This window comes from Pontimicrobium sp. MEBiC01747 (assembly GCF_053601635.1).
Genome location: NZ_JBSHNS010000137.1, coordinates 1 through 5611 on the forward strand (window position 1 = coordinate 1; position 5611 = coordinate 5611).

7 protein-coding genes are annotated in these 5611 nt (G+C 29.9%); 6 read left to right on the forward strand and 1 reads right to left on the reverse strand.

Features of this window, described 5'->3' with window-relative positions; genetic code table 11:
- The first annotated feature begins 70 nt into the window (after positions 1–70).
- From ACVC2P_RS03820 to ACVC2P_RS03845, 6 genes are all read left to right on the forward strand, one after another.
- A complete protein-coding gene (locus tag ACVC2P_RS03820; RefSeq protein ID WP_452597164.1) occupies positions 71–517 on the forward strand; it encodes a DUF4870 domain-containing protein in 447 nt (148 codons plus the stop codon).
- Positions 518–543: 26 nt separating this feature from the next.
- Positions 544–1086 (forward strand): hypothetical protein, encoded by a 543-nt coding sequence (locus ACVC2P_RS03825; protein ID WP_452597165.1) that lies wholly within the window; start codon positions 544–546, stop codon positions 1084–1086.
- Positions 1087–1170: 84 nt separating this feature from the next.
- Positions 1171–1515 carry a PadR family transcriptional regulator gene (locus ACVC2P_RS03830; protein ID WP_452597166.1) on the forward strand — a complete coding sequence of 115 codons (345 nt, stop codon included), beginning with the start codon at positions 1171–1173 and terminating at the stop codon, positions 1513–1515.
- Positions 1508–3367 carry a PspC domain-containing protein gene (locus ACVC2P_RS03835; protein ID WP_452597167.1) on the forward strand — a complete coding sequence of 620 codons (1860 nt, stop codon included), beginning with the start codon at positions 1508–1510 and terminating at the stop codon, positions 3365–3367. Before ACVC2P_RS03830 ends, ACVC2P_RS03835 begins: the two co-directional genes overlap by 8 nt.
- A 27-nt stretch (positions 3368–3394) precedes the next feature.
- Positions 3395–4183, forward strand: a complete 789-nt coding sequence (locus ACVC2P_RS03840) for a nuclear transport factor 2 family protein (protein WP_452597168.1) — start codon at positions 3395–3397, stop codon at positions 4181–4183.
- 182 nt (positions 4184–4365) lie between these two features.
- Positions 4366–5196 (forward strand): GIN domain-containing protein, encoded by an 831-nt coding sequence (locus ACVC2P_RS03845; RefSeq protein ID WP_452597169.1) that lies wholly within the window; start codon positions 4366–4368, stop codon positions 5194–5196.
- Positions 5197–5237: 41 nt separating this feature from the next.
- Here the strand turns inward: ACVC2P_RS03845 and ACVC2P_RS03850 are convergent.
- Positions 5238–5611, reverse strand: a 374-nt coding sequence (locus ACVC2P_RS03850; RefSeq protein ID WP_452597170.1) for a response regulator, incomplete at its 5' end; no start/stop codon positions are given.

Genomic DNA, 5611 nt, shown 5'->3' on the forward strand with positions numbered 1-5611 from the left:
GTACTATGCGTTACATAATACCTTTTTTTAGACATATATTTGCATAAGAAACTATTATATACTTTTACAAATGACCGAAAATAATCACAATACTATTGCAACATTTATACATTTATCTACTTTTTCAAGGTTTGTTATTCCTTTTGGTAATTTTTTAGGCCCACTTGTTTTATGGTCTGTTAATAAGGATAAATCTCAATTTATAGATGAACACGGTAAAGAGGCTATTAATTTTCAAATTAGCATTTTATTGTACGCATTAATTATTGGTATGTTAACCATTCCGTTTTTTCTATTTAGCTTATTTAATAATTTAGATTTTATGGATTTTAATTTTTTCGATAGCATCCATATTAATATAAATAAACCTTCTCCTCTATTTTACATAGGAGGCTCTTTAGGTTTTCTTGCCTTTATAGGTTTCATTTTAGAAATCGTATTTATAATTACCGCAAGTATAAAAGCAAGAGATGGTATTTTTTATAAATATCCATTAACCATAAGATTTTTAAAATAATTTTAATAAACAGTAAAAATTAAAAGATGTCTCAGAACCTTAAAATAAATTTAAAATATGTTAGCATTAGCATACTAGCTGTGTTTTTATCTTTTGTTTTACATGAAGGTGCTCACTTTTTAATGGGCAAAGCTTTAGGTTACGATATGTGGATGAATTTAAATTCTGCTGGTATAGTTGGAGATGGGAAATTTAACACAGGTTGGGAAAAGCAATTGGTTAGCGCAGCTGGTCCAATCTTTACAATTATACAGGGTTTAATTATATTTTTTATAATAAAGAAGTCAAAGAATTTAATGTGGTATCCCTTTTTATTCACTTGTTTTCTTATGCGCTTTTTTGCAGCAGTTATTAGTTATATAGGGCAATCTAACGATGAAGCTAGAATTAGTGAATGGTTAGGCATAGGAAAAATGACACTTCCTTTAATTGTTAGTGCTATACTGCTTTATTTTATTGTAAAAACTACAAAAAACAATAATATATCATGGAAATTTAATCTTATAACATTTATACTAATAGTAATCAATATTTCAGCCTTGGTCTATATAAACCAGGTTTATTTTTAATTTTTTCAATCAATCAATCAATCAATCAATCAATCAATCAATCAATCAAAAAATGAACAGTTTAAAATTTAATCTATTTAAAGTATGAAAATAGAAAACACAAAAGCACAAATGCGAAAAGGTGTTTTAGAGTACTGCATATTATCGGTTTTAAAAGATGACGATGCTTATGTTGCCGAAATATTAGGTACTCTAAAAGACGCAAAACTACTTGTTGTAGAGGGAACAATCTATCCTTTATTAACACGGTTAAAAAATGCAGGACTCCTTAACTACCGTTGGGAAGAGTCTACTTCTGGACCGCCAAGAAAGTATTATGGCTTAACAGAAACAGGAAAATTATTTTTAAAAGAACTAACCACTACTTGGGACGAATTACAAAACGCAGTTAACATAGTAACAAGCTCAAAAACAACAAAAAATGAATAAAACAGTCAACATAAATTTAGCAGGTATATTTTTTCATATAGATGAAGATGCGTACTCAAAATTACAACGCTATCTTGAGGCTATAAAACGTTCATTTACAGATTCGCAAGGGCGTTCGGAAATCATTTCGGATATAGAGGCCAGAATTGCAGAATTATTTACTGAGCGCGTTAAGCATGATAAGCAAGTAATAGGAACAAAAGAAGTAGACGAAGTGATTACCATTATGGGACAACCCGAAGACTATATAGTAGATGATGAAATCTTTGAAGATGAGCCTAGCAAAACACAAAGAAGGACGTCGTCGTCTAAATCTAGAAAGTTATTTAGGGATACAGACAATTCTTATGTTGGTGGTGTATCGTCTGGATTAGCACATTACTTTGGTATAGATGCTCTATGGATTCGTTTAGCATGGTTACTTTTGGTATTTGGAGCTGGAACTGGAATTATTTTGTACATATTATTATGGATTTTAATTCCTGAAGCCGTAACCACTGCCGATAAAATTACTATGACGGGAGACCCTGTGAATATTAGTAATATTGAAAAAAAAATTCGTGACGGGTTTCAAAATGCCTCCGAAAATGTAGGAACACATTTAGATAAAGCTGGTACTAAACTTAAGGAAGGTATTGGTAATGCTAGCGATAGTATTTCTGAAGGTGTAAAAAAAGTAGACCTCAATAAGCAAGGCAATAGAATTAAATCTAGTTCTAAAACATTTTTCGATACAATTGCAGATGTCATGATGTTCTTTTTAAAGCTGTTTGCAAAGTTTATTGGTATCATTTTAATTATTACTGGTGCTAGTGCATTAATCGGGTTATTTATAGGGTTTTTATCTTTAGGTATCGTAGATTCTATTCATTTTCCAGGAGTAGACTGGCTTGATGTAGCAAACTCAACTGGTATACCTATTTGGGGGCTATCTATAATATTCTTTTTCTTTTTTGGAATTATGGCCTTTTTTATACTATACCTAGGCTTAAAAATTCTAATTAACAACTTAAAATCTATAGGTGTATTTGCTAAATCTGCTTTATTAGGTGTATGGCTAATTTGTTTAATAAGTATTATTGTTTTAGTAGCTAAACACAGTATGTCTTACAAAGAAGAAGGTGCTTTTATTACTACAGAGAAATTTGATAACATTAAAGCTAACGATACTTTAGTCCTTACCATGAAAGGGAATGATTATTTCTCTGAAAGAAATAGAAGAAGCTATGGTTATAGTACTGGTTTTAATGAAAATGGAGAACGTGTCGTTTATTCTCAAGATATCCGTATTACTGTAAAATCTACAAGAGACAGCGTTGCAAAAATTAAGGTGCTACGTACTGCAAGAGGTATCGATTATGATACTGCTAAAAACAGAGCAGAAGGTATTAGTTACGATTATGCATTAACAAATAATGTGTTAGAATTAAATAATTACTTTTTAATTGCTAATGACGAGTCTTATAAAGATCAAGAAATAGAAATTACGGTATATCTTCCAAATGGCGTTACACTATTTCCAGACAAAAGTGTTCACAGCTACCATATATACAGAGGTTTATTATCTAAGGTAGAAGAAGGTTACCATTATACTATAGAAAATGACACATTAAATTGCGTAGATTGCCCTATAGAAGAAACAGAAGATGATGAGTTTAAAGTAAAAGTAGACTTAAATGGTAATAATTCTAAATTAGAAATTAATGATAATGGTTTAGAAGCCAAAACAGAAAACTTAGGCGTTAAAATAGACGATAACGGTGTAAAGGCTGAAGGGAAAAACGTAGATGTTAAAATAGATGACGATGGTATAGAAATAACATCAAAAAAAGGTAAAAAGAGTGACGAATAGTCACTCTTTAATTTAAAATCAATCAAAATGAAACCAACTCAATCCATTATCTTTTTATTATCTATTTTAACTCTAGGTTTTTCTACTATAGCTTACGGGCAAGTTTCTAAAGATTCAGAATTATTTAAAGCACTAAAAGCTAACGATAGTTTATTATTTAATGTAGGGTTTAATACCTGCGACATTAGTCAATTTAAAACGTTTATTGCAGACGATTTAGAGTTTTATCATGATAATTCGGGAATCTCTAACTCTAAAGAAGCATTTATACTATCCATGAAAAATGGTATTTGTTCTCCTAACAACACTGTTACTATACGTAGAACATTAGTAGCTGGAAGTTTAAAGGTATTTCCGTTATACGATAACGGTACATTATATGGTGCTATACAAACAGGAGAACACACATTTAATGAACTTGCTAAAGATGGTAGTCAATCGCAAGGTAGTCTTGCCAAATTTACTCATCTTTGGATAAAGGAAAATGAAAACTGGAAAATTAAACGCGTGTTAAGTTACGACCATAAGACACAGCCTAATACAGAAGAAACAACGGTTATAATAAAAGATTTAAAACACTATACTGGTATCTACAATTCTAATAAAAAACAGCATGTAACTATTCGTTTAAAAGACGATAAATTAGAAATAGATATTGGTAAAAAACAAGCCATATTACATGCCAAATCTAAAACCGAATTTTTTATAAAGGAAGCTCCTGTAACTTTCGAATTTGTTACGAACGCTGCAGGTAGCATAGAAAAGTTTCTAGTTAAAGAAAATGGTAAAGTTGTAGACGAAGCCATAAAACAGTAAAATAATCATCAATTAAAAAACAACTCTAATGATAGTTCTAGCTAAATTTGTTATCGCACTAATTACAATGATTCTATTATAAATCAACCAAAAAACTAATAGTTAAAAAACCATTTTAAGCTTTTAATTAAGTTTGGGATGGTTTTTGTTTATATTTGTTTGTAATATAATAAATCCCAAAAATGAATAAAAAAATAATACTTTTCCTACTTATTATTCTAACAACTTTTAGCGGTTTTTCTCAGAAAAAAGGAAAAATAAAAGGCAGTAGAAATGTTAGTAATGTTATTACAGAAATTGATACTTTCGAGCATATAGTTGTTGGAGAATCTTTTAAAATTAAATTAACACAAGGTTTAACACCTTCTGTAGAGATTAATGCCGATGATAATTTACATGATGTTATTGAATTTGCTGTACAAGATGGTAGTTTAAAATTTAGTACAACGAAACGAATTGCTGCCCACAAAAAACTAGAAATTATTGTTACAGCTCCAGAAACGTTAAACACCATAGAGTTAAAAGACGATGGTGAAATTAGCGACCTCAGCACTATAAAAGCAGATAATATGACTTTAATTACTAAAGGATCGTCTAAAGCCTTTTTAACGTTAAGAGCTAACTTATTTAAACTAGTTAGTGGAGACAAAGCCGACTCTAAACTTAATGTTACAGCAGACAATGCCACTTTAGAATTAAGTGAGAATAGTGATGTTGAAGCTTTAATAAATGCCGATAAAATTGAAATAGATATGTATCAAAATACTTTTGCAAAAATTGAAGGAGATACAGATGAGTTAGAATTAAGGTTAGATAATGGCTCTAAATTTAAAGGGAGTAAGCTAACTGCTAAAAATTGTTTATTAACTATAGAAACCAAAGCTTATGCCGAAATAGAAGTTTCAAAAAAATTAACTATAGAGGCTTCAGGATCTACCGAAACCAATATTTACGGTAGTCCAAAAATAGAATTAAAGACATTTCAAGACAAAGCTATTTTAAAGAAGAAATAGTCTTAAAAAATAGACTAACAATACCATTTAAATACTAGTATTTAAATGGTATTACTTTTTACAGCATTTGCTAATGTAGAGTAAAACTTCTCTATTTCTATAGGTTTCCACAAAATACCATCAAATAAATTTAAACCTTCTTCTTTTTCATTTGCCATGACATCTGCGGTAACTGCAAAAACAGGGGTTTCTTTATTAAGGTTTGGCTCTGTTTTAATTAAGTATGTTGCATCTAAACCATTCATTTCTGGCATATGGATATCCATTAAAATAAAATCGTATGTTTTTTTCTTAGTGTATTCAAAAGCTTCTTTACCATTTACTACATGATCTGTTATTACTCCCCAGTTAGATAATAGTTTTTTAATAAGCATTGAGTTTATTGGCGTATCTTCTGCTAATAAAACCTGTTTAC

What these genes read in the sequence shown, in the direction of transcription:
- ACVC2P_RS03835 (WP_452597167.1), top strand. Translation starts at nt 1,508, where the DNA reads ATGAATAAAACAGTCAACATAAATTTAGCAGGTATATTTTTTCATATA.
- ACVC2P_RS03840 (WP_452597168.1), top strand. Translation starts at nt 3,395, where the DNA reads ATGAAACCAACTCAATCCATTATCTTTTTATTATCTATTTTAACTCTA.
- ACVC2P_RS03830 (WP_452597166.1), top strand. Translation starts at nt 1,171, where the DNA reads ATGAAAATAGAAAACACAAAAGCACAAATGCGAAAAGGTGTTTTAGAG.
- ACVC2P_RS03845 (WP_452597169.1), top strand. Translation starts at nt 4,366, where the DNA reads ATGAATAAAAAAATAATACTTTTCCTACTTATTATTCTAACAACTTTT.
- ACVC2P_RS03825 (WP_452597165.1), top strand. Translation starts at nt 544, where the DNA reads ATGTCTCAGAACCTTAAAATAAATTTAAAATATGTTAGCATTAGCATA.
- ACVC2P_RS03820 (WP_452597164.1), top strand. Translation starts at nt 71, where the DNA reads ATGACCGAAAATAATCACAATACTATTGCAACATTTATACATTTATCT.